This is a genomic window from Pantoea sp. UBA4549 (assembly GCF_002387285.1).
Taxonomy (GTDB): domain Bacteria; phylum Pseudomonadota; class Gammaproteobacteria; order Enterobacterales; family Enterobacteriaceae; genus Pantoea; species Pantoea borealis.
The window spans coordinates 79,308-99,910 of the sequence record NZ_DGLH01000015.1 but is presented as its reverse complement, the minus strand read 5'-3'; the positions used below and the strand labels follow the sequence as shown (position 1 = coordinate 99,910).

At 60.0% G+C, this 20,603-nt stretch carries 19 protein-coding genes; 7 read left to right on the top strand and 12 right to left on the bottom strand.

Features of this window, described 5'->3' with window-relative positions; genetic code table 11:
- Nucleotides 1–92: 92 nt before the first annotated feature.
- The 4 genes from B3041_RS14540 (at nucleotide 93) to flk (ending at nucleotide 4,185) form a co-directional block, all read left to right on the top strand.
- The gene (locus tag B3041_RS14540; protein ID WP_039379130.1) at nucleotides 93–1,070 is read left to right on the top strand and encodes a Bug family tripartite tricarboxylate transporter substrate binding protein; all 978 of its coding nucleotides are present in this window, start codon (nucleotides 93–95) and stop codon (nucleotides 1,068–1,070) included.
- Nucleotides 1,071–1,081: 11 nt separating this feature from the next.
- Nucleotides 1,082–1,513, top strand: a complete 432-nt coding sequence (locus B3041_RS14535) for a tripartite tricarboxylate transporter TctB family protein (RefSeq protein WP_292976192.1) — start codon at nucleotides 1,082–1,084, stop codon at nucleotides 1,511–1,513.
- Between the two features lie 12 nt (nucleotides 1,514–1,525).
- On the top strand, nucleotides 1,526–3,034 hold the full coding sequence (locus B3041_RS14530; protein WP_065648810.1) for a tripartite tricarboxylate transporter permease: 1,509 nt from the start codon (nucleotides 1,526–1,528) through the stop codon (nucleotides 3,032–3,034).
- A gap of 119 nt (nucleotides 3,035–3,153) precedes the next feature.
- On the top strand, nucleotides 3,154–4,185 hold the full coding sequence (gene flk / locus B3041_RS14525) for a flagella biosynthesis regulator Flk (protein ID WP_292976189.1): 1,032 nt from the start codon (nucleotides 3,154–3,156) through the stop codon (nucleotides 4,183–4,185).
- A gap of 1 nt (nucleotide 4,186) precedes the next feature.
- Here flk and B3041_RS14520 read toward each other — a convergent pair whose 3' ends face one another.
- Nucleotides 4,187–4,630: a rhodanese-like domain-containing protein gene (locus tag B3041_RS14520; RefSeq protein ID WP_292976186.1), complete on the bottom strand. Its 444-nt coding sequence runs from the start codon at nucleotides 4,628–4,630 to the stop codon at nucleotides 4,187–4,189.
- 86 nt (nucleotides 4,631–4,716) lie between these two features.
- Between B3041_RS14520 and B3041_RS14515 the strand changes: the two genes are divergently transcribed.
- On the top strand, nucleotides 4,717–6,153 hold the full coding sequence (locus B3041_RS14515) for a PLP-dependent aminotransferase family protein (protein WP_065648807.1): 1,437 nt from the start codon (nucleotides 4,717–4,719) through the stop codon (nucleotides 6,151–6,153).
- Here the strand turns inward: B3041_RS14515 and B3041_RS14510 are convergent.
- A complete protein-coding gene (locus B3041_RS14510) occupies nucleotides 6,116–7,288 on the bottom strand; it encodes an arabinose transporter (RefSeq protein WP_292976182.1) in 1,173 nt (390 codons plus the stop codon). The genes B3041_RS14515 and B3041_RS14510 overlap by 38 nt on opposite strands.
- A gap of 168 nt (nucleotides 7,289–7,456) precedes the next feature.
- Complete coding sequence (gene fabB / locus B3041_RS14505; RefSeq protein WP_065648804.1) at nucleotides 7,457–8,677, bottom strand: beta-ketoacyl-ACP synthase I; 1,221 nt, start codon at nucleotides 8,675–8,677, stop codon at nucleotides 7,457–7,459.
- 156 nt (nucleotides 8,678–8,833) lie between these two features.
- Between fabB and mnmC the strand changes: the two genes are divergently transcribed.
- Entirely contained in the window at nucleotides 8,834–10,846 is a 2,013-nt protein-coding gene (gene mnmC, locus B3041_RS14500) for a bifunctional tRNA (5-methylaminomethyl-2-thiouridine)(34)-methyltransferase MnmD/FAD-dependent 5-carboxymethylaminomethyl-2-thiouridine(34) oxidoreductase MnmC (RefSeq protein ID WP_292976178.1), read from the top strand.
- Between the two features lie 28 nt (nucleotides 10,847–10,874).
- Here the strand turns inward: mnmC and B3041_RS14495 are convergent, their stop codons facing one another.
- The 6 genes from B3041_RS14495 to prmB form a co-directional block, all read right to left on the bottom strand.
- Complete coding sequence (locus B3041_RS14495; protein WP_039379145.1) at nucleotides 10,875–11,156, bottom strand: YfcL family protein; 282 nt, start codon at nucleotides 11,154–11,156, stop codon at nucleotides 10,875–10,877.
- Between the two features lie 30 nt (nucleotides 11,157–11,186).
- Nucleotides 11,187–11,732: an elongation factor P hydroxylase gene (locus B3041_RS14490; protein ID WP_292976574.1), complete on the bottom strand. Its 546-nt coding sequence runs from the start codon at nucleotides 11,730–11,732 to the stop codon at nucleotides 11,187–11,189.
- Between the two features lie 65 nt (nucleotides 11,733–11,797).
- Complete coding sequence (locus B3041_RS14485) at nucleotides 11,798–12,595, bottom strand: sulfite exporter TauE/SafE family protein (protein ID WP_292976170.1); 798 nt, start codon at nucleotides 12,593–12,595, stop codon at nucleotides 11,798–11,800.
- A gap of 70 nt (nucleotides 12,596–12,665) precedes the next feature.
- A complete protein-coding gene (gene mepA / locus B3041_RS14480) occupies nucleotides 12,666–13,490 on the bottom strand; it encodes a penicillin-insensitive murein endopeptidase (RefSeq protein ID WP_292976571.1) in 825 nt (274 codons plus the stop codon).
- 8 nt (nucleotides 13,491–13,498) lie between these two features.
- Nucleotides 13,499–14,584, bottom strand: a complete 1,086-nt coding sequence (aroC, locus tag B3041_RS14475) for a chorismate synthase (protein WP_065648800.1) — start codon at nucleotides 14,582–14,584, stop codon at nucleotides 13,499–13,501.
- Between the two features lie 46 nt (nucleotides 14,585–14,630).
- Complete coding sequence (gene prmB / locus B3041_RS14470) at nucleotides 14,631–15,563, bottom strand: 50S ribosomal protein L3 N(5)-glutamine methyltransferase (protein WP_065648799.1); 933 nt, start codon at nucleotides 15,561–15,563, stop codon at nucleotides 14,631–14,633.
- Nucleotides 15,564–15,717: 154 nt separating this feature from the next.
- On the opposite strand from prmB, the gene smrB reads away from it, so the two are divergent.
- Complete coding sequence (gene smrB / locus B3041_RS14465) at nucleotides 15,718–16,266, top strand: endonuclease SmrB (protein ID WP_065648798.1); 549 nt, start codon at nucleotides 15,718–15,720, stop codon at nucleotides 16,264–16,266.
- A 122-nt stretch (nucleotides 16,267–16,388) separates the two neighbouring features.
- Here the strand turns inward: smrB and sixA are convergent, their stop codons facing one another.
- From sixA to fadI, 3 genes are all read right to left on the bottom strand, one after another.
- Nucleotides 16,389–16,871 carry a phosphohistidine phosphatase SixA gene (gene sixA / locus B3041_RS14460; RefSeq protein ID WP_065648797.1) on the bottom strand — a complete coding sequence of 161 codons (483 nt, stop codon included), beginning with the start codon at nucleotides 16,869–16,871 and terminating at the stop codon, nucleotides 16,389–16,391.
- A 207-nt stretch (nucleotides 16,872–17,078) separates the two neighbouring features.
- Complete coding sequence (gene fadJ / locus B3041_RS14455; RefSeq protein ID WP_292976164.1) at nucleotides 17,079–19,199, bottom strand: fatty acid oxidation complex subunit alpha FadJ; 2,121 nt, start codon at nucleotides 19,197–19,199, stop codon at nucleotides 17,079–17,081.
- Nucleotides 19,199–20,509: an acetyl-CoA C-acyltransferase FadI gene (gene fadI / locus B3041_RS14450; RefSeq protein ID WP_292976161.1), complete on the bottom strand. Its 1,311-nt coding sequence runs from the start codon at nucleotides 20,507–20,509 to the stop codon at nucleotides 19,199–19,201. Before fadI ends, fadJ begins: the two co-directional genes overlap by 1 nt.
- Nucleotides 20,510–20,603 lie beyond the last annotated feature (94 nt).

Below are 20,603 nucleotides of genomic sequence, written 5' to 3'. Positions count from 1 at the left end.
TGAAAGGTAAATGAAAGGTTGCTCCTTTAACAATTCAGCAACCGAAAATGTTCGGTAGCAATCACAATCTGGAAGAATGACTGGAGCGAACCATGAAAAAAACAGGCCTTCTCGTCCTCGCCTCATCCCTGCTGGCTTTTTCAGTAACCTCTGCGCTGGCAGAGGTACCACAGCGCACCGAGTGTATCGCCCCGGCCAAACCCGGCGGCGGCTTTGACCTGACCTGTAAGCTGATCCAGGTCTCCATGCAGGAGACCGGCCAGCTCACCTCGCCCATGCGCGTAACCTACATGCCAGGCGGCGTCGGCGCAGTGGCCTATAACGCCATCATTGCGCAGCGCCCGGCCGAAGCGGGTACGCTGGTAGCCTTCTCCGGCGGGTCGCTGCTTAATCTGTCACAGGGCAAATTTGGCCGCTATTCCGTGGACGACGTGAAGTGGCTGGCCGCCGTCGGCACTGACTACGGCATGGTGGCGGTACGCGCCGACGCACCGTGGAAAACGCTGGGCGAGCTGATGGAGGCGATGAAAAACGATCCTAATAAAGTCGTCGTAGGCGCCGGCGCCTCCATCGGCAGTCAGGACTGGATGAAAACCGCGCTGCTGGCGCGTGAAGCCGGTATCGATCCGCGCAAAATGCGCTATGTCGCCTTTGAAGGTGGCGGCGAGCCGGTGACCGCGCTGCTTGGCAACCATATTCAGGTGGTATCCGGTGATATGAGTGAAATGGTGCCACACCTGCAGGGCGGCAAAATGCGCGTGCTGGCGGTGATGAGCGACAAACGTCTGCCGGGAAATCTGGCCGATATCCCCACCGCTAAAGAGCAGGGCTTTAACGTTGAATGGCCGGTGATCCGGGGTTATTACCTGGGTCCTAAAGTCAGCGATGCGGAGTACCAGTGGTGGGAAGATTCGTTTAAAAAACTGGTTGCCACCAAAGAGTTTCAGCAGCAGCGCGACGCGCGTGGCCTGTTTGAATTCAACATGTTTGGCAGCGAGCTGGATGCTTACGTGAAAAAACAGGTCGCTGACTATCGTGAAAAAGCGAAATCGTTCGGGCTGGCGAAATAGCGGAGGCGATAATGAGCGATCGTATTTTTGCCGCCATCTGGCTGGCGCTCTGTATTGCCGGCCTGTTTATCGGCTGGCAGATCCAGAGTGAATATAGCTATGAGCCGGTCGGTCCGCGCCCTTTCCCGCTGCTGCTGCTCGGGCTGATGGCGATCTGCGCCGTCATGATGCTGCTGCGCAAGCCTGATGTCATACAGTGGCCCTCAGCCACCACGTTTAAAAAACTGATTGTCCTGTGCATTCTGCTGATGGCGTATGGCTGGCAGTTCGAACATCTGGGCTTTCCGCTCTGCACGACCCTGCTGACCTTGGGTATCGGCCTGCTGTTTGGTGCGCGCTGGTGGGCGGCGGCGATCTCTGGCGTGGTGATGGGCGTGGCGCTGTTTTACGCCTTCGACCGGCTGCTTGACGTAACGCTGCCGATGGGCAGCTGGCTGAGTTAACAGGAGTCAATAATGGATACCTGGTCTTTTCTGATGCAGGGCTTCGCCGTCGCTATGACGCCGGAGAACCTGATGATCGCCCTGATCGGCTGCTTTATCGGCACCATTGTCGGCTTACTGCCGGGGCTGGGCCCGATTAACGGCGTGGCGATCCTGATGCCGCTGGCCTTTGCTCTGCACCTGCCGGCTGAATCAGCGCTGATCCTGCTGGCTACTGTCTATATCGGCTGTGAATATGGCGGACGTATCTCTTCAATTCTGCTGAATGTGCCGGGTGACGCAGGTGCTATCATGACCGCACTGGATGGCTATCCGATGGCGCAGCAGGGTAAAGCGGGCGTAGCGCTCTCTATCTCCGCCGTCAGCTCGTTTGTCGGCTCCACCATCGCGATTCTCGGCATCATTCTGTTTGCCCCGATTCTGGCAAACTGGTCGCTGGCATTTGGTCCGGCGGAATATTTTGCCCTGATGGTGTTTGCCATCGCCTGCCTCGGCAGCATGATGAGCCACAACCCGCTGAAATCGTTCCTGGCCGCCCTGATCGGTCTGAGCATGGCTACCGTGGGCGTCGATGCGAATACCGGTGTTTATCGTTTTACCTTCGACAGCATTCACCTTTCCGACGGCATTCAGTTTGTAGTGGTGGTGATTGGCCTGTTCTCGGTCAGCGAAATTCTGCTGATGCTGGAGTCCACCAGCGGGGGCAAGAAAGTCGCACGCGCCAGCGGCCGCATGATGTTCAATATGAAAGAAGCGGCCCAGGCAACCGGCGCCACGCTGCGCTCCTCCTTTCTGGGCTTTTTCGTTGGCGTGCTGCCGGGTGCGGGTGCCACTATCGCCAGCGCTATCGCCTATATGACGGAGAAGAAGATCAGCGGCAGTGACCAGTTCGGCAAGGGGGATATTCGCGGCGTGGCAGCACCGGAAGCAGCAAATAATGCCTCGGCGTGTGGCTCATTTATTCCGATGCTGACGCTGGGCATTCCGGGTTCCGGCACCACGGCGGTGATGGTGGGCGCGCTGACGCTCTATAACATCACGCCAGGCCCGGCGATGTTTATCGAACAGCCTGACATTGTCTGGGGCCTGATTGCCGCACTGCTGATCGGCAACGTGATGCTGCTGATCATGAATATCCCGATGATCAATATCTTTGCCCGCATGCTGACCATTCCGCTCTGGTTTCTGGTGCCAACTATCGCTGCTATTTCCGCTGTCGGCGTGTATGCGGTACACAGCACCACGTTTGACCTGCTGCTGATGGTGGGACTGGGCATCTTCGGCTATATCCTGCGCAAGATGGATTTCCCGATGTCGCCGCTGATCCTCGGCTTTGTACTGGGTGAAATGCTGGAGCAGAACCTGCGTCGTGCGCTCTCGATCAGTAACGGTAATCTGCCGATTTTGTGGGAGAGCCTGATCTGCAAAGTGCTGCTGGTGCTGGCCATCGCGGTGCTGGTTGTGCCATTCGTCTGGAAACGCTGGCGGCGCAGCCGCTTCAGAGCGGCGGAAGCAGAATAAATCCGGATGTTATTGCTTTTCTGATATCAGCCCCCGTGGATTTCCCGGGGGCTTTTGCTATCATATGCGCCTCTTTTTCCGGCGCACCCGGATCTGACTCGTTTTTCAAGGATTCCGCCATGCAACCTCTCAGCGGTCCCGGTGTGCCCGCGGGCGATCGTTCTGCGCTTACCGGTGCTTCCGGCCCGGCTCGCCCCGGTGGTCCGGCCGGCGAACAGCCTCTCTCTCCGGCGCAGCGCACTACGCTGGAACGGCTTATTGTACGCATTATGTCTCTCAGCACCCTGAAAGCGCCTGAGCTGTGGGCTGGCGTACGCCACGAAGTGGGCGTGAAGAGCGATGCTGACTTTCAGTCGCGCCATTTTCCGGCCGCTGAACAGCACCTCAACCGTCGTCTGAGCCAGGTGCAGGACAGTCACGCCACGCGCCAGCTGCTTCAGCAGCTGCAGGATAAGCTGCCGCAGGGCAATAACCGTCAGGCGGTAAGCGACTTTATACGCCAGCAGTTTAATCAGACGGTGTTAAGTGCACTGAGCCAGGATCAGCTGCGGCAGGTTCTGACCATGCTGCAGAACGGTCAGATGGCGATCCCGCAGCCGCAGCAGAGCCGCAGTACCGATCGGACATTGCTGCCGGCGGAGCAGCAGGCGCTGAACCAGCAGGTGACGCGGCTGGCGGCCACAACCGGCGAGTCGCCGGTAAAACTGCTGACCGACGCGCTGAAACTGGTGAATCTTAAAAGCGGCGATCCGGTGCCGTCGCGGCACTTTCCGCTGCTGACGCAGTATCTGCAGGTGCGCCAGACGCTGGGGCAGCACAGCGCCCCCACGCTGCAGCTGCTGGAAAGCTCGCTGAAGCAGCCGCTGAGCCGTGATGAACAGCAGCTGCTGCAGGATTACAGCCAGCAGCGTTTTCAGGCGACGCCACAAACCGTGCTGACCGCGACGCAGTGTCAGGACCTGCTGAATCAGCTTTTCAGCCGCCGGGCTGAGCGCGGTGATACGCTGCCGCTGGCTGACAGTGCGCGCCAGCCACAGCCTATATGGGCGCCGTTTACAGAGATTCTGCCGCGCCCGCTGGCGCAGCGCCCGGCGCTGTCGCTGATCATCGCGGTGGGTGTGGTGCTGTTTCTGCTCTGGCTGCTGGCCTGAGTCAGCAGCCGCACCCGGCCGCAGCACCGTGCTGTGGCCACTCTCCCGCGGCGGTTCCCCCTGCCAGCAGATGTCCGTCGCGCTTCCAGAAATCCAGCCCGCCAATCAGCTCTTTAACCTGAAATCCCAGCGCTGCCAGTTTCAGTGCCGCTTTGGTTGAGCCATTGCAGCCAATGCCGTCACAGTAGGTGATATAGACCTTGCTGCGATCGAGCGCCGCCGTGCTGTGTGCGCTGATGGTACGGTGGGGAAACGAATGCGCGCCGCAGATATGTCCTGCAGCATAGTGTTCAGGGCTGCGGGCATCAAAAACAACAATGGCAGCCTCGCCGCGTGCCAGATCCTCTGCCAGATCCCAGGCATCGGTATAATAGCGCAGCTTATGCTGCAGATACGCGTAACTCTCTTCCGCACGGGCGGCGGGATAGTGTAATACAGCGGACATACTCTTCTCCTGTTGCGATTTGCCCCTACTTTACGGCAAATTGGCCTCTGCCATGAGACCCTTTCTGTCAGAGTGATAAGACCATTATGTATCAGGAACTGATCGCGCTTTTTCAGCAGCAGGTGCAGGGAGGACGACGCGAGCGCCTCTGCCGCGCTCTGCGTCAGGCGATAATCAGCGGCCAGCTGCGCCACGGTGAGAAGCTGCCCTCCAGCCGTCAGCTGGCCGCAGAGCTCTCAGTCGCGCGCGTCACCACGGAAGCGGCCTACGCGCAGCTGGAGAGCGAGGGCTATCTGCAGCGCCACACCGGACGCGGTACTTTCGTCGCGATTACGCTGGCTATGCCGTCAGAAGCGCAATCAACCCGTCAGGCGCCGCACTTCTCGCAGCGTGGCCTGCAGCTGCTGGCGACCGGCGGCTGTCAGGATCCACCCTTCCCTGCGGCGTTTGCCGCCGGATCGCCCGATTTGCGGGCTTTCCCGCACGCCCAGTGGCGGCGCATCAGCAGCAGCGTACAGCGCCGGCTCGGCAGCCGCGTAATGGGCTACGGCGATCCGCTCGGCTACCTGCCGTTGCGTGAGGCGGTCTCGGAGTATCTGAGTCTGTCACGCGGTATGCGCTGTCGCCCGGAACAGGTCATCATCCTGACCAGTTCTCAGCAGGCGCTGCAGCTGCTGGCGCTGCTGCTGCTGGATCCGGACGATGAAGTCTGGCTGGAGGATCCTGGCTATCCGGGGGCACGTAACGCCTTTCTTGCCGCAGGCGCGCACTGCCGGGCGATGCCGCTGGATGAAAACGGCGCGATCCCCTTCTCCGGTCGCGCCCGGCTGGTTTACCTGACGCCGGGGCATCACTATCCAACCGGTATAGCAATGAGCCTGCCGCGACGGCTGGAGTGGCTGGCATGGGCGCAGCAGCATAACAGCTGGCTGATTGAAGACGATTACGACAGCGAATTTCATTACGGTGAACGACCTGCGCCGGCGTTGCAGGGCATGGCGCGTGACAGCAGAGTGATCTCGCTGGGAACCTTTTCCAAAACCCTGTTTCCTTCCCTGCGCCTGGCGTGGATGGTAGTGCCGCCGCAGCTGACTGAGCCGCTGGGCCGGGCGCGCAGCGTGCTGGATGGTCACAGCGCGCTGCTGCCTCAGGCTATCACCGCTGAATTTATGCAGCAGGGCCATTTTGCCAGCCATCTGCGTCTGATGCGTCAGCTCTATCACTACCGGCGCGACCGGCTTCTGGACGAGATTTGCACCCGTATGCAGCCGTGGCTGCGGCCGTTCCCGGCAAACGGTGGTCTGCAACTGACTGTCGCGCTACTGCAGGGCAATGAGGCCGCGCTGACGCAGCAGGCTGAGGCTGCAGGTCTGCTGCTGCCGCGCCTCTCACCGCTATACCATGCGGCTGCGCCGCAGCCTGGCTGGCTGCTCGGTTTCGCAGCGCTGACGCCGGCTGAGATCGCCAGCGCCTGCGACACGCTGGTTATGCTGCTGGCACGCGGCGCGCGCAGCACCCGGTAATCAAGGAACCGGCCACGGCGCAGAGCGCGCCGGCGAGATAGACAGCGCCATAGCCCGACGCCGTCGCCAGCAGGCCGGTTAGCGGGCCGCTGATGGCATAGGCGATATCCTGAAAAGCAGAGAATGCGCCCAGCGCGGTGCCGCGTACCTGCGGGGCGACGCGACGCACCACTTCAACCCCCAGCGCCGGAAATATCAGCGAGCAGCCGCAGCCGGTCAGCGCCGCCCCTGCCAGCGCCAGCCAGCCTGAGGTGGCAAAGGCAAGCAGCAGCAGGCCCAGCGCCTCCACCAGCAGTGACGCCAGCGCCACCCGGATCCCGCCATAACGATCCGGCAGATGACCAAAGAGGATACGTACTCCGGTAAAAGCGCAGCCAAATGCGGTAAGGGCAAAGCCGGCGTGCCCCCACGCCTGGGCTGCAAAATAGAGGGAGGTAAACGTCCCGATCACCGCAAAACCGGCGCCCTGCAGCGCCAGCACCAGCCCCGGTGAAAAAATAGCGCTGATAACGCTCCACAGCGCCGGCCGCATGCCGCTGGCGACCGGCACCGCACGGACCCAGCCGTTAACCATCAGGGCCAGCAGCGGCAGCAGCAGCGCCGCACCGCTGATAGCCAGCAGCCCGCCATGCTGATACATCAGCACGCCCAGCGGAGCGCCTGCCGCCAGTGCACCGTAGATTGCCATTCCGTTCCAGGACATCACCCGACCCGAGTGCCTGGCCCCCGCCAGTCCCAGCCCCCATGTCAGATTACCGGTAAGCAGCAGGCTTTCACCCACGCCCAGCAGCAGACGCGCCAGTACCAGCAACACAAAGCGTATGCCAGGCGCGACCGGCAGCAGCACGGCGGCAGCATAGGCCGCCCCTGTCAGCGCAATCGTCAGCATACCGTAGCGGGTGGTGGCGCGCGCACCCTGCTGATCCGCGCGCCGGCCGGCAAAACTGCGCGTCAGCAATGTGGCAAAAAACTGGCTGCCTGTTGCAATGCCTACCATCAGGTTGCTCATGCCAAGCTCCTGATGCACATACAGCGGGATCACCGGCAGTGCCAGTCCGGCAGTCAGATAGCTGAGGAACACGGCAAATGAGGTACAGGCGAGCGGTAATACGGACGCGTTAGCGTGAACAGTCATGTTTGCGCACTCCCTGTCAGCAACAATAGCGCACGAAAATTATGGGGGAAAACAGGAGTGTATGCAGGTCAAAGCGGGGTTGTCAAAGCGGCTCAGGCTGAGCAAAGAGAGGCAGGCTGCCATGCCGGCAGCCTGTGATGTCCCGTCAGCGGACGGGACGCGGGCAAATCAGCCCTGATATTTACGCATGGTCAGCGTGGCGTTGGTACCGCCAAAGCCGAAGCTGTTGGACATGACCGTGGTCAGCGCTTTTTCCGTTGGCTGCGTCACGATGTTCATGCCTGCAGCGGCGTCATCCAGATCGTCAATGTTGATACTCGGCGCGATAAAGCTGTGCTCCAGCATCAGCAGGGTGTAGATCGCTTCCTGCACGCCCGCCGCACCCAGGGAGTGGCCGGTCATGGCTTTGGTTGCTGAAATGTATGGCGTGTTGTCACCAAACACTTCGCGAATGGCGCCCAGCTCTTTCACATCGCCAACCGGCGTGGAAGTGCCGTGCGTATTCAGATAGTCGATCGGCGCATCAAGGCCCTGCATCGCCATCTTCATGCAACGCACTGCGCCTTCACCGGATGGCGCAACCATGTCAGCACCGTCAGACGTTGCACCGTAACCGACAATCTCAGCATAGATATGTGCACCACGTGCCAGCGCGTGCTCCAGCTCTTCAACCACCACCATGCCACCGCCGCCGGCGATAACAAAACCGTCACGGTTCGCATCATAGGTGCGTGATGCTTTCTCAGGTGCGTCGTTGTATTTGGTAGAGAGTGCGCCCATTGCGTCAAACTCGCAGGACATTTCCCAGGTCAGCTCTTCACCGCCGCCGGCAAAAACCACATCCTGCTTGCCCAGCTGAATCTGCTCAACGGCGTTGCCGATGCAGTGTGCCGAGGTGGCGCAGGCAGAGCTGATTGAGTAGTTCACACCGTGAATTTTAAACGGGGTCGCGAGGCAGGCAGACACGCCTGAAGCCATGGCTTTGGTCACCACATAAGGGCCCACGCCTTTCAGCCCACGCGGGCCACGCATAGCGTCAGCACCAAATACCTGATAGCGCGGTGAACCACCGCCGGAGCCAGCGATCAGACCCACGCGCGGGTTGTTCTGATACTGCTCATCAGTCAGGCCTGAATCTTTAACTGCTTCCGCCATAGAAAGATAAGCGTAAATAGAGGCGTCACTCATGAAACGCACGATTTTGCGATCGATGAGCCCGTTGGTATCCAGTTTGACGTTGCCCCACACGTGGCTGCGCATGCCGGCTTCTTTCATCTCTTCAGAGAAAGTGATACCGGAACGGCCTTCACGCAGAGAAGCCAGCACTTCCTGCTGGTTATTACCAATGCTGGAAACGATACCCAGGCCAGTAATCACTGCACGTTTCATTCAATAGTCCTCATTCCACATCTTTTTGGATTGACGTGCACTCTAGCGTACAGTTGTACGCCGAACAAGTCCGATCAGCCATTTCCTTTTGTAAATTTGCGTCATGTGACGCCACTCGCTAAAATCGCGCCACTGCCTGAAAAATGAGCCTTTCCCGTGAAATTATCCCCGGTTGAACATGCGCAATTAACCTGGAACGATCAGGGTACACCTGTTTCCCGAGCGTTCGATGATGTCTATTTCTCTAACGATAATGGACTGGAAGAGACCCGCTATGTGTTCCTCGGCGGTAATCAGCTGCCGCAGCGTTTCAGCACGCATACGCGCGATCTGTTTATTGTGGCGGAGAGCGGCTTTGGCACCGGTCTGAACTTTCTCACGTTATGGCAGGCCTTCGATCAGTTTCGTGCGCAGCAGCCTGCGGCTGCGCTGCAGCGTCTGCACTTTATCAGCTGTGAAAAGTATCCGCTGACGCAGGCAGACCTCACCGCGGCGCAGGCCCGCTGGCCGGAGCTGGCACCGTGGGCGACCCAGCTGCAGCTGCAGTGGCCAGCAGCGCTGCCGGGCTGTCAGCGGCTGCTGTTTGACGGTGGACGGGTGACGCTTGACCTCTGGTTTGGCGACATTAATACGCTGATAACAGAGTTTGATGAGAGCCTGCAGGGTCAGGTTGACGCCTGGTTCCTGGACGGGTTTGCGCCGTCTAAAAACCCGGATATGTGGACTCCGGCGCTGTTCAGCGCTCTGGCGCGGCTGGCGCGTGCCGGGGGAACGCTGGCAACCTTTACCGCTGCGGGTTTTGTCCGGCGTGGACTGCAGGACGCGGGATTCACCGTCAGCAAACGCAAAGGTTTTGCGCATAAGCGTGAAATGCTTACCGGTACGCTGGCGCATGCCGTGGCGCTGCCATCCGCGCAGCCGTGGTATGCGCGGCCTGAAGCAGCAGGCCAGGATGTCGCCATTATTGGCGGCGGCGTCGCCAGTGCGTTACTGGCGCTGGCCTTGCTGCGCCGCGGCTGGCGCGTCACGCTCTACTGCGCCGATGAGGCCCCGGCGCTGGGCGCATCCGGCAATCGTCAGGCGGCGCTCTATCCCTTACTGAATCAGCACGACCCTGCGCTGGCGCAGTTTTTCCCTGCCGCTTTCAGCTTCGCGCGTCGCCTCTACGATAGCCTGCCGGCCAGCGCTGAACACAGCTGGTGCGGCGTGCTGCAGCTGGCGTGGGATGAAAAAAGCGCAGATAAAATTGCGCAGATGCTGTCCCTGTCGCTGCCGCCGGATATCGCTTACGGCGTATCACCGGCTGAAGCGGAACAGCTGGCGGGTGTCACGCTGGGCATGGGTGGCATCTGTTACCCGCGTGGCGGATGGATCTCCCCTTCTCAGCTTACCAGCAACCTGCTGGAGCAGGCTCAGACGCAGGGCCTGCGCCTGCACTGGCTGCACCGGGTTACACAGCTGACGTCGCATGAACCCGGCTGGACGCTGCACTTTTCCGCTCAGGCCGATGTGCAGCATCAGAATGTCGTACTGGCCAACGGGCATGCGCTGCGGACGCTGGAACAGAGTCAGGATCTGCCGGTCTACCCGGTCGCAGGTCAGGTAAGCCATGCGCCCTCGTCAGCAACGCTGGCAACGCTGCAGAGCGTACTTTGTTACGATGGCTATCTGACGCCCGTCAGCCCGACGTTTGGCACGCACTGCATTGGTGCCAGCTATCACCGGGGTGACACCGCAACCGCTTTTCGTGCCGATGACCAGCAGAGCAACCGGCAGCGTCTGATTGCGTGTCTGCCGCAGGCAGCCTGGCCACATGAGATTGATCTCAGTCATAACGAGGCGCGGGTCGGCGTGCGCTGCGCCACGCGCGATCATCTGCCGATGAGCGGCAGCCTGCCGGATTACGCTGCCACGCTGGCGCAGTATGCTGACCTGCCGGGACAGCGCGCCCGCGGAGAGAAGATAGCTGAAGCACCGCACTATCACGGGCTGTTCGTGCTGGGCGCGCTGGGATCGCGCGGACTCTGCAGCGCGCCGCTGGCAGCTGAAGTGCTGGCAGCGCAAATGAGCGGTGAGCCGCAGCCGCTGGACGCACCAACGCTGGCGGCGCTGAATCCAAACCGCTACTGGGTGCGTAAATTGCTGAAGGGAAAAAAGGCGGGACGCTGACAGCCGGGGCGAACGGTCGCCCCGCGTATCAGGCGGTCTGACGTGCCTGGCTAAACAGATTATCCCACATGCCGACCACCAGCGCCTGATCGCGCGGTGAGAGTTCACCTGCGGCGATAGCATTCTGCAGGCTTCTGGACACGACAATCTGCAGCGCTTCCGGCGTATGTTCACCGCTCTGCTCAATTTCCGCGACCGCCAGCGTCAGATGGCCGCGCAGATAACCGCTGGCAAACAGTTCATCATCACTGGCGTGGTCGACCATATCGTCAATCAGCGCCAGAATGCGGGACTCAAATTCTACGATCATCTCTCATTCCTTTCATGTTAAGCAGGCGAATTAAAGCGTTTCCGGCCACGGAAACTGCGCTGCAGTGAGCGCTGGCGTACCATAATAGCGGTTCAGCGCCGCAATAAACTGAGCCGGGCGAGCCGGGATCCCCTGCTCCAGGTAGTGCATAACCTGGGCATGGACTCTGCGCTGAAACGCAATGCGATCGGGTTCACAATCGCCCTCGAGATTGTCACAGCTGACATTAAAGGGAAAGTCCGCCGCGACGCAGAACAACCACTCCAGCGCCTGCGGTTTTATTTCGACCGCTTCAAACTGGCTCTGCGTTTGCGCATCGCGCCCGTCAGGGCAGTACCAGTAGCCAAAATCAACCTGCTGACGCCGTGCGTCGCCCGCAATACACCAGTGCGAAATTTCATGCAGCGCGCTGGCGTAGAATCCATGCGCAAAAACCACGCGATGCCAGGATGATTCCGCATCTGCCGGAAGATAAATTGGTTCGTCATCCCCTTTAATTAGACGTGTCTTAAAAGTCTCAGCAAAGCAGCCGTCGAAGATGTCGATCAGCTGCTGATAGTGGTGTTCTGTCGGCATAGTCATCTGTCAGTTAATCATCTGGCGCCATTGTCGCACCGGCGGCGCGATTTGACGAGTCGGGTTTATCCTGCTGCAAACCAGGCCAGTATGTCGGCCCCGTGGCTGTCCCACAGCAGTTTGGCGCTCATGACCGCAGAAACGGTCACGACCATCGGGCGGATCAGCCGCTGACCGCGGCTCAGCACCAGCCGGGCACCAAGCCGTGCCCCGATAAATGCGCCGAGCAGCATCACCACGCCGGTTCCCCACACCAGCTTGCCGCCAAACATAAAGAACAGCAGGCTGGCAAAATTGGAGGTGAAATTCAGTACCTTGGCATGCGCCGTTGCTTTAGCGAGGTTGAAACCGCATAGCGTAACAAAGGCGAGTGCGTAAAAGGATCCGGCCCCCGGGCCGAAGAAGCCATCATAGAAGCCCACACAGCCGCCGCCCACCAGCGCAAACGCCACGCCCTGCAGACGATGTTCGCGATCCACTTCTCCCAGACGCGGCATGAGCAGGAACCAGAGCCCAATGGCGATAAGCAGCAGCGGCAGGATCTGCCGCAGGATATCGGCCTGGATATGCTGGATCAGCAGCGTGCCGCCGACCGCACCGAGAAACGTCATCGCAATGTTCAGCCGCTGGGCACGCAGGTTTACGGCGCCACGACGGACAAAATAGAGACTGGCAGAGAAAGAGCCGCCGACCGACTGCAGCTTATTAGTGGCAAGCGCCTGCGCCGGTGACAGCCCGGCCGCCAGCAGCGAAGGAACGGTCAGCAACCCGCCGCCACCGGCTATTGAGTCAATAAAGGCGGCCAGTATGGCGACAAAAAACAGTACGCCAAGGATAAGCGGGCTGACGATAAAAAGGTCCATTTCACTTCTCGCAGCAGGTAGCAGACAAGCCCGGCGCGGGGCGATGGCCATTGCGCGCCGGAAGACGTATTCAGAGCCGGTGGTTATCCAGCAGCGCCTGGCAGGATGGCGGCAGCGGCGGCGGTGCTTTTTTTACCGGCGGCGTGCTGCCGGGCTTTTTCGGCAGAAACCAGCTCTCCAGCTCCGCTCCGCAACCGTCTCCCGGTGGCGGCGGCGGCTGATCTTCACATTCCAGGCTGCCGGCCGGACAGCGCAGGCGCACATGCATATGCGCCCGATGCGCAAACCACGGACGTACTTTATGCAGCCACGCGCGATCGCTGCCGGCATCGGCGCACAGCTGCTTTTTGATCGCCGGATTCACAAAAATCCGCGTGACGTCGCTGTCTTTCGCGGCCAGCTTGATCAGGCTGTCGATCTGCGGCTGCCAGTGGCGGGCGATCACCTGTTTATCATCCGGCGCCACCAGATCCAGCGGCTGCGGCTTCAGCAGCTGCTGCGCGCTCCAGCGGCTCTTTGGCAGCTGCAGCCAGATGTCCACATCCAGTCCGGTCTGATGACTGGCGTGGCCACTGCTGAAACGTCCACCGGCCGCCATTCCCATATCGCCAATCAGCACCTGCCCCAGCTGCAGCTGACGGGTCTGAGTGCTGAGGCGCTGAATAAAGGCGATCAAATCGGGATGGCCGTAGTAGCGGCGCTGGTCCTGACGCATGACCTGATAGGCCGGTGCGTCAAGCGGCAGCGCCTGTGCGCCAATGATACAGCCATTGGCGAAGCCGCCAATCGACTGCGGCGCCCCGGAAACCGGGTGCTGGATCTGCTGCCACGGCGTGGCGGCAACGGCGACCGCGCTACCCAGCAGCGCGGCGAGAGTGAGCAGAGCGCGGCGCATCATCAGGCTCACCAGCGCGGCACGCTGCTGTTAACGTCAGCGTTTTGCCCGCGCTGGCGTAACAGGTGATCCATCAGCACTATCGCCATCATCGCTTCCGCAATGGGTACGGCGCGAATGCCCACGCAGGGATCGTGCCGCCCTTTGGTGATCATCTCCACCTCCTCGCCCGTGCGGGTGATGGTGTTACCCGGTACGGTAATGCTGGAGGTCGGTTTCATCGCCAGATTGGCGCTGATGGTCTGCCCGCTGCTGATGCCGCCGAGGATGCCGCCGGCGTGGTTGCTCTGAAAGCCATCTGTGCGGATTTCGTCGCGATGTTCGCTGCCGCGCTGGTTGACGACGGCAAAGCCATCCCCAATCTCCACGCCTTTAACGGCGTTGATGCTCATCAGCGCATGCGCCAGATCGGCATCAAGACGATCAAACACCGGCTCACCGAGGCCTGGTGGGACGTTTTCCGCCATGACGGTGACTTTTGCGCCAATAGAGTCGCCCTCTTTCTTCAGAGCACGCATCAGCGTATCCAGCGCCTCCAGCTTGCTGGCGTCCGGGCAGAAAAACGGGTTCTCTTCCACGATGCTCCAGTCTTTCAGCTCACAGGCGACGTCGCCAATCTGCGCCAGATAACCCCGCACCACGACACCGTGCTGCTGCTGCAGATATTTTTTGGCGATAGCACCGGCGGCCACGCGCATGGCGGTTTCGCGCGCTGAGGAGCGTCCGCCACCGCGATAGTCGCGCAGACCATATTTCTGCTCGTAGGTGTAGTCCGCGTGGCCAGGCCGGAACAGATCTTTGATTGCGCCGTAATCCTGCGAACGCTGATCGGTATTCTCAATTAACAGGCCGATAGAGGTGCCAGTGGTCACCCCTTCAAACACACCAGACAAAATTTTCACCTGATCCGGCTCGCGACGCTGGGTGGTATAGCGCGAGGTGCCGGGACGGCGGCGGTCGAGATCGTGCTGGATATCGGCTTCGGTCAGCGGAATACCGGGTGGCACGCCGTCAACGATGCAGCCCAGCGCAAGACCGTGCGACTCGCCAAACGTGGTAACGCGAAAAAGTTGTCCAATGCTGTTTCCGGCCATGATGGCTCCTTGTTGCCATAGTGCGGGCGCTCAGGCGCGCCGCAAATTAATCTTTAAAAAAGGAGAAATGGTGCTGTGCTGCAACGATCTGCTCGCGCGTCAGCATAAAGACGCCGTCGCCACCGTTATCAAACTCCAGCCAGGTAAACGGCACGTCAGGATATTGCTCGATCATATGCACCATGCTGTTACCGACTTCGCAAATCAGCACGCCCTGTTCGCTCAGATAGTCAGGCGCACAGGCGAGAATGCGGCGTACCAGCTTCAGGCCATCGCTGCCGGCTGCCAGACCAAGTTCCGGTTCGTGATGATATTCGCCAGGCAGATCGCCCATATCTTCCGCGTCAACGTAAGGCGGATTGGTGACGATCAGGTCATATTTAACCGGTGGCAGGTTGCGGAACAGATCGGCGCGAATCGGCGTCACGTGATGCAGCAGGCCATGCTCTTCGATGTTTTGCTCCGCCACGGCCAGCGCATCGTGGGAGATATCCACTGCATCCACTTCCGCTTCAGGAAACGCATAGGCGCAGGCGATAGCGATGCAGCCGCTGCCGGTGCACATATCCAGAATATGCTGTGGCTGGCTGGCGAGCAGACCGGCAAAACGGTTTTCAATCAGCTCACCAATCGGTGAACGCGGGACCAGCACTCGCTCATCAACATAAAACTCATGTCCGCAGAACCAGGCTTTGTTGGTCAGATAAGCGACCGGAATGCGCTCATTCACGCGGCGGATCACCCGCTCAACAATACGATGCCGTTCACTGGCAGTCAGGCGCGCATGGCGCATATCTTCAGGAATATCGAGCGGCAGCCACAGCGTGGGCAGAACCAGTTGGACCGCTTCGTCCCAGGGATTATCCGTGCCGTGGCCGTACCAGATGCCAGCCGCCGAAAAACGGCTGACGGCCCAGCGCAGCATATCCTGAATAGTGTGCAGTTCGTTTACTGCCTCATCGACGAAAATCTTGTCCACGTAGCCCTCCGCAGGCCATAAAATCAATCGGCCGATAGTTTGCCATGAAGCGGACCAGAATTCAGCGCAGCGAGGCGAAAAAGCTGACATTTGTCAGCGCTTAGCGGTAAGGTATCAGCCCGGTAAACTGCAACGTTGAAAGAATTTTCCCGCCATGAGTAAAAAGACGCCGCTGAACGACGACGATCAGGCGCTGTTTCGTCAGTTAATGACCGGGACGCGTAAGCTGAAACAGGACACTATCGTACATAAACCTGCGGTAAAAACCCGGGAAGTGCCGCTGAAACGTCTGCTTTCCGAGCAGGCTGACAACAGCCACTATTTTTCCGACGAGTTTCAGCCGCTGCTCTCCAGCGACGGCCCGGTGCGCTATGTACGCGCTGACGTCAGCCACTATGAACTGAAGAAGCTACGTCGTGGTGACTATACGCCGGAAATATTTCTCGACCTGCACGGACTGACGCAGATGCAGGCGAAGCAGGAGCTGGGTGCGCTGATCGCCGCCTGCCGCCGCGAACACATTTTTTGCGCCAGCGTCATGACCGGCCACGGAAAACATATTCTTAAACAGCAGACGCCACTTTGGCTGGCGCAGCACCCGCATGTGATGGCTTTTCACCAGGCACCTAAACTGTTTGGCGGCGACGCCGCATTACTGGTGCTGATTGAGGTAGAAGAGTGGCAACCGCCTGAATTGCCTTAGCAGATGAGGTTACAGGTTGCAGCAAGGCGGCAAGTAAATGAATCCCCGGGAGCTTACATCAGTAAGTGACCGGGGTGAAAGCACGCAGCCAACGCTGCTGCGGCCTGAAGTATGAAGGGAAATCAGATAGCTTTAGCCAGCCTGGCCGGACTCACCTGCCACAAAAGTTTGCCCTCGCACTCATCAGCGTTAAAATCGATACAGGCGATAGCCGACGTAGCGAACATAGGCGGCGTTTCCTGCGGGCACAGCTCAGAAACCAGGTATCCTACCAGCGGCAGATGCGAAATCACCAGCACGGCTTTCACCCCCTGCAGCGCCAGCGCATGCAAATGCATTGCGACCTGTCCCGGGTCACCACCCGGCGTCAGTTCAGGGAGAACTTCCTGATTTTGCGGCAAATCCAGTGCCTCGCGCACCGTGGCGAGCGTCTGCCCGGCACGGAGATAAGGGCTGACCAGCACCCTTCCGATATCCGGCGCCTGGTTGTTAAGCCAGCTCGCCATCTGACGTGATTCGTTACAGCCGCACAGCGTAAGGGGACGAGCAGAATCGCTCGCGGCTTCCAGAGCTGCATCGCCATGACGCATGATAAAAACTTGCATAAAGCACCGCTGTTGTTGGTCGATATCGCCCGGTACCGCAGCACCAGACGCTTCATTCTGCGAATGAAGGCTGTGTTTTACCCCAATGCCTTCAGTATAGTCAACCGGTTGCTCATTAAATAAGCGCCCGCTAAAACGCTACCGGCTGACGTATCGTGCGCCTGCTGTGCTAAGCGGCTGAATCTGCACTGCTCTTACCGAACGTGATTAAATGTAAAAATGCGCGTCCTGTTCTGCCCGTTTCAGCAACGCCTCGCACGGGGTAAAGCGATCGCCGTACTGCTGTGCGAGTGCCGTCAGTTTCTGCACCAGCGCAGCGCTGCCGTATCGATCCATATAGCGGAACGGTCCGCCAAGGAAAGGCGGAAAACCGATGCCGAATACGGCAGCAATGTCACCATCGCGTGCCGAACGGATCACCGATTCATCCAGGCAACGCGCAGCCTCATTCAACAGCATCAGCATGCAGCGTTCAGCAATCTGCTGTTCACTCTGACGTGCCTCCGGCTTGATAGCGAGCAGCGTATAGAGGCTGTGATCCGCTTTACGCGCGCCGGGCCAGCGCCTCTTCTCATAGCGATAAAACCCTTTGCGGTTTTTTCGTCCTTTACGATCGTCAGCGAGAATGGCATCAACCGCAGCCTGCGGTGCAGCAAAGCGCGCGCCATACGCCTGCTCAAGCAGCGGACTGATTTTGCTGCCTGTGTCGATGCCCACTTCATCAAGCAGCTGCAATGGCCCTACCGGGAAACCCGCTTTTACCAGCGCCTGGTCGATGTGTTCAACCGGTTCACCTTCCAGCAGACAGCGTAATGCTTCATTAATATAAGGCGCGAGAATGCGGTTTACGTAAAAACCCGGACGATCCGCCACCACTACCGCGGTTTTCCCCTGCTTTTGCGCCAGCCGCAGCGTGGTAGCCAGCGTTTCAGCTGACGTCGCGGCGTGCGGGATCACCTCCACCAGCGGCATTTTATCTGCCGGACTGAAGTAGTGCAGCCCGATGATGTTTTGCGGCCGCTGTGCCTGCGCGGCAATATCGCCAATAGCGAGCGAAGACGTATTCGAAGCAAAAATGGTGTCGGGCTGGCAGTGCTGTTCAATTTCCGCCACCATCTGCTGCTTCAGCGCGAGATCTTCAAATACCGCTTCAATAATCACATCGCGCTGGCTGAAGCCCTGATAGTCGGTGCCGCCGCTGATGCGCGCCATTTGCTGCTGCCGCTCTGCCGGTTTCAGCTGACGCCGTCTGACTTTCTTCGTGAGCAGATCCCAGCTGTAGCGCAGTGCGTGATTGACCCCGCTGAGCTGGATATCTTTGATGCGCACCGGCAGTCCCGCCTTCAGCGCCGTCACGCTGGCGATCCCGCCGCCCATTAGCCCCCCGCCCAGCACACCCACCTGCTGCAGCGTGCGCGCCTCCCCCTCTGTCGCAGCTGCTTTTTTCAGCGCGGTGGACGCGAAAAACAGGCTGCGCAGCGCCGCAGACTCTGGCGTCAGCGCCAGTTCGCCAAACGCCTGCGCCTCGGCCTCATGTCCTGCCTGACTGCCCTGCTCCAGCCCGGTGCGCACCACCTGCAAAATACGCGCAGTCGCCGGGTAGTTGCCGTGCGTTTTTTTATCCGTCTGGCGCTTTGCCAGCGCAAACAGCAGCGGCCGGCCTACGATGCTCTGTGTAAAACGTGCCCGCTGTGGCAGAGGACGCGCTGCGCCTTTTCCTTTATGTACGCGCGCCACTGCTGTTGCCAGCAAAATAGCGTGCGGCACGGCATCATCCACCAGGCCCAGCTTAAGCGCCTGCCGGGCACGCAGTGCTTTACCGCTCAGCATCAGCGACAGCGCCTGCTCCGCCCCGATCAGCTGAGGCAGCCGCTGCGTACCGCCGGAACCGGGCAGCAGGCCCAGCTGCACTTCTGGCAACCCGAGGCGGGTTTTCTCATCCAGCGAACAGATGCGGGCGTCGCACGCCAGCGCCAGCTCCAGCCCTCCGCCCAGACAGGCACCGTGAATTGCCGCCACCACCGGAAACGGCAGCGCGGCGATTTCCGCCATCACGTCCTGGCCCTGCTTTGCCAGCGCCTGAGCTTCAGCGGGTGAATCACAGCGGTCAATCATGCTGATATCGGCACCCGCAATAAAATTGTCCGCTTTACCGGAAATCAGTATCAGACCTGCCAGCTGCGGATGCTGACGGGCTGCGGCTATGACCGCACGGATCTCCGCAGCAAACTCAGCGCGCAGGGTATTCATTTTTTCACCCGGCACATCAATGGTGATCACACCAACATGATCCGGACGCAGGGTTAATTCAAACGCGGTATTCTGCATTATTCAGCCTCCAGAACCATTGCGGCACCTAAGCCTCCCGCTGCACAGGCGGTGACCAGCCCCAGCCCGCCGCCGCGACGCCGCAGCTCATGCAGCGTCTGGGTGATCATGCGCGCACCGGTGGCGGCAAACGGATGCCCGTAGGCGATGGAGCCGCCCAGCACATTAAAACGGGCGTCATCAACCTCGCCCAGTGCCTGTGGCCGGTTGAGTACCTCACGCGCAAAGCGGTCATCGCTGAACAGTTTCAGGTTGGCTAACGTCTGCGCGGCAAAGGCTTCATGCATATCAATCAGCGTTAAGTCATTCAGCGTAACGCCCGCGCGATCCAGCGCCAGCGGCGAGGCGTAAGCTGGCCCCAGCAGCATATCGGTATGCACACCAATAGCGGTAAATGCGTAGCTGCGCAGGTAGCCCAGCGGCGCAATCCCCAGTTCGCGGGCGCGCCCTTCACGCATCAGGATAAGCGCTGCCGCGCCGTCGGTCAGCGGCGTGCTGTTTGCCGCGGTGACCGAGCCATGACGCCGGTCAAAAGCGGGCCGCAGTCTGGCGTAATCTGCCGCGCTGGCGTTAAAACGGATGGTGTTATCCTGCTCAACCGGTGCTTTCCACGGCGGCACAAAGGCGGGCATCACTTCCTGCTGCAGTACGCCGCTTTGCCAGGCCTGCGCGGCACGCTGGTGTGAGCGCAGCGCCAGCGCGTCCTGCTGCTCACGCGTGATGCCGTACGTTTTAGCCATCTGTTCAGCCGTATCCCCCATGCGCAGACCGGTTGAATACTCTGCTACAGCAGGTGGCACCGGCAGCAGATCGCGCGGGCGCAGACGCCGCAGGATCTGCAACTTTTTAGGTAAGGTTCGCGCCCGGTTAAGATCCACCAGCGCGCGCGCCAGCGTTTTACTGACGCCAATCGGTAATACGGAGGAGGAGTCGGCGCCGCCGGCAATACCCGCATCAATGGTGCCCGCCATCAGGCTTTCAGCAAGGTTAGCAACGGCCTGAAAGCTGGTCGCACAGGCGCGACTGACGCTGTAGGCGTCCGTGTGTACGCTCAGCCCGCTGCTCAGCACAATTTCGCGCGCAATATTTGGCGCTTCAGGCATTTGTACCACCTGGCCAAACACCAGCTGATCGATGACTTCAACCGGCAGTTCGCTGCGCACCAGCAGTTCGCTGACCACCATACGCCCCAGCTCCAGCGCCGGAATGCCGTGAAAATCGCTCGCCTGACGGGCAAAAGGCGTACGCAGCCCGTGAGTAATCGCGATACGTTCGCCCTGACGCGTCAGCAATGGCTGCGCTCTGCTCATTATTTTCCCCTGTAACCGACGATCTGACACCATTGCCAGACAGGTCTGACCTGATCGTCAGTGTTAACCATCCGGCGACTGCGCGCCAATAGCA

What these genes read in the sequence shown, in the direction of transcription:
- mepA (WP_292976571.1), bottom strand. Translation starts at nt 13,490, where the DNA reads ATGCGCCGCGCTCTGCTCACTCTCGCCGCGCTGCTGGGTAGCGCGGTC.
- B3041_RS14495 (WP_039379145.1), bottom strand. Translation starts at nt 11,156, where the DNA reads ATGATCGTAGAATTTGAGTCCCGCATTCTGGCGCTGATTGACGATATG.
- aroC (WP_065648800.1), bottom strand. Translation starts at nt 14,584, where the DNA reads ATGGCCGGAAACAGCATTGGACAACTTTTTCGCGTTACCACGTTTGGC.
- B3041_RS14510 (WP_292976182.1), bottom strand. Translation starts at nt 7,288, where the DNA reads ATGACTGTTCACGCTAACGCGTCCGTATTACCGCTCGCCTGTACCTCA.
- B3041_RS14520 (WP_292976186.1), bottom strand. Translation starts at nt 4,630, where the DNA reads ATGTCCGCTGTATTACACTATCCCGCCGCCCGTGCGGAAGAGAGTTAC.
- smrB (WP_065648798.1), top strand. Translation starts at nt 15,718, where the DNA reads ATGAGTAAAAAGACGCCGCTGAACGACGACGATCAGGCGCTGTTTCGT.
- sixA (WP_065648797.1), bottom strand. Translation starts at nt 16,871, where the DNA reads ATGCAAGTTTTTATCATGCGTCATGGCGATGCAGCTCTGGAAGCCGCG.
- fabB (WP_065648804.1), bottom strand. Translation starts at nt 8,677, where the DNA reads ATGAAACGTGCAGTGATTACTGGCCTGGGTATCGTTTCCAGCATTGGT.
- B3041_RS14490 (WP_292976574.1), bottom strand. Translation starts at nt 11,732, where the DNA reads ATGCCGACAGAACACCACTATCAGCAGCTGATCGACATCTTCGACGGC.
- B3041_RS14530 (WP_065648810.1), top strand. Translation starts at nt 1,526, where the DNA reads ATGGATACCTGGTCTTTTCTGATGCAGGGCTTCGCCGTCGCTATGACG.
- B3041_RS14515 (WP_065648807.1), top strand. Translation starts at nt 4,717, where the DNA reads ATGTATCAGGAACTGATCGCGCTTTTTCAGCAGCAGGTGCAGGGAGGA.
- fadJ (WP_292976164.1), bottom strand. Translation starts at nt 19,199, where the DNA reads ATGCAGAATACCGCGTTTGAATTAACCCTGCGTCCGGATCATGTTGGT.
- B3041_RS14535 (WP_292976192.1), top strand. Translation starts at nt 1,082, where the DNA reads ATGAGCGATCGTATTTTTGCCGCCATCTGGCTGGCGCTCTGTATTGCC.
- B3041_RS14485 (WP_292976170.1), bottom strand. Translation starts at nt 12,595, where the DNA reads ATGGACCTTTTTATCGTCAGCCCGCTTATCCTTGGCGTACTGTTTTTT.
- fadI (WP_292976161.1), bottom strand. Translation starts at nt 20,509, where the DNA reads ATGAGCAGAGCGCAGCCATTGCTGACGCGTCAGGGCGAACGTATCGCG.
- B3041_RS14540 (WP_039379130.1), top strand. Translation starts at nt 93, where the DNA reads ATGAAAAAAACAGGCCTTCTCGTCCTCGCCTCATCCCTGCTGGCTTTT.
- flk (WP_292976189.1), top strand. Translation starts at nt 3,154, where the DNA reads ATGCAACCTCTCAGCGGTCCCGGTGTGCCCGCGGGCGATCGTTCTGCG.